The 1,340-nt window shown below is 46.4% G+C and carries 1 protein-coding gene; it reads left to right on the top strand.

The genetic code is table 11. The features are described from left to right. Positions 1 to 193 precede the first annotated feature (193 nt). Positions 194 to 1,330 carry an ISAzo13 family transposase gene (locus HMPREF0666_RS17105; protein WP_008449745.1) on the top strand — a complete coding sequence of 379 codons (1,137 nt, stop codon included), beginning with the start codon at positions 194 to 196 and terminating at the stop codon, positions 1,328 to 1,330. Positions 1,331 to 1,340 lie beyond the last annotated feature (10 nt).

Raw genomic sequence — 1,340 nt, 5'->3', positions numbered from 1 at the left:
TTAACTGATACGTAATGATATACGTTGTTGTTTAATTCTTTGTTGTCGTTTATTTTTTGTATCTTTGCCCTTGCGCAGGGCGCAGGTGGAAGCATACAAGAGAAGACATAGCGAGTGCGACAAATCAGGGAGTTTCCCAGAAGTCGCCAATCTGGACGAACGCCAACGCAGGTTGTTCTGTGCCCACAAGGCGATGGAACTTGGAACGCACGGCGTGAGTCTGGTCTGCAAAACATATCATGTCACCAGAAATACAGTGTATAGAGGTATTCACGAGCTTGAGAGCGGGGACACAATTGCTGCCGGACACATAAGGAAGAAAGGTGGAGGCAGAAAGAGTATTCTCAGTGTTCATCCCGAGTATATCGACATCTTCCGGGAGATTACGGAAGATGCCATAGGCGGCTTGCCGCAAGATGAGAGCGTACGCATGCTTTTCTATTCGCCTGGCATCATAAGAGACAAGATGGAGGTGGATTACGGAATAAGCATAAGCTATCACACCCTCAAACAAATCATATCCAAAGAGGGATTCAAGAAACGCACTCCGAAGAAGTGTACCTCGATGGCAGAGTGCAATAAAAGAAACGAACAGTTCGAGAAAATCTCCGCAATGAGAAGCATGTGTGAAGAAAATCACATACCCGTCTTCAGTATAGACACGAAGAAGAAAGAGTTGGTCGGCCCATTCAGAAGAGGCGGACAGGTATACTGCGACAGGTCGCCGCGATGCAGGGACCATGACTTCCCCTCCTTTGCAAGCGGCAAAATCATTCCCTATGGCATCTACGATGTTCAAAAGAATACTGGATACATGAGCTTCGGAATAAGCCATGACACAGCCGGGTTCTTCTGCGACAACTTCAAGTACTACTGGTATCGTGTGCTCCAAGACATCTATCCACATGCAACTGCCATCATGTTGCTCTGTGACGGTGGAGGTTCCAACAGCAGTTCCAGCAGGCTTTTCAAGCAAGAGCTGATCAAACTTTCCGAAGACCTCCATATTGACATAATAGTGGCGCACTATCCCCCGTACACGTCGAAGTGGAACCCCATTGAACACAGGCTTTTCTCTCAAATCACCAGAGTATGGAGTGGTATTTCCTTCGAGAGCGTTGAGCAGGCATGCGAACTTGCCGCAGAGGCCAGAACGAAATCCGGCCTTTGTGTCTTCACCAACATCAACAGAAAGAAGTACGACACTTCTCGTTGTGTGGATAGCAATTATGATGATGTCTGTCAACGGCATATTACCTTTGATGAAGAGCTACCGAAATGGAACTACAAGGTTTCATGGAGAGACAAAAAATACCAAGTTATTTTTTAAACGTTACTTT

The sequence above is a fragment of the Prevotella sp. C561 genome, assembly GCF_000224595.1.
Taxonomy (GTDB): domain Bacteria; phylum Bacteroidota; class Bacteroidia; order Bacteroidales; family Bacteroidaceae; genus Prevotella; species Prevotella jejuni.
Note: the sequence above shows the minus strand (reverse complement) of the source record. Positions and strands in the feature narration are given on the sequence as shown.

Coding starts and splice junctions, on each gene's coding strand:
- HMPREF0666_RS17105 (WP_008449745.1), top strand. CDS start 194: ATGGAACTTGGAACGCACGGCGTGAGTCTGGTCTGCAAAACATATCAT.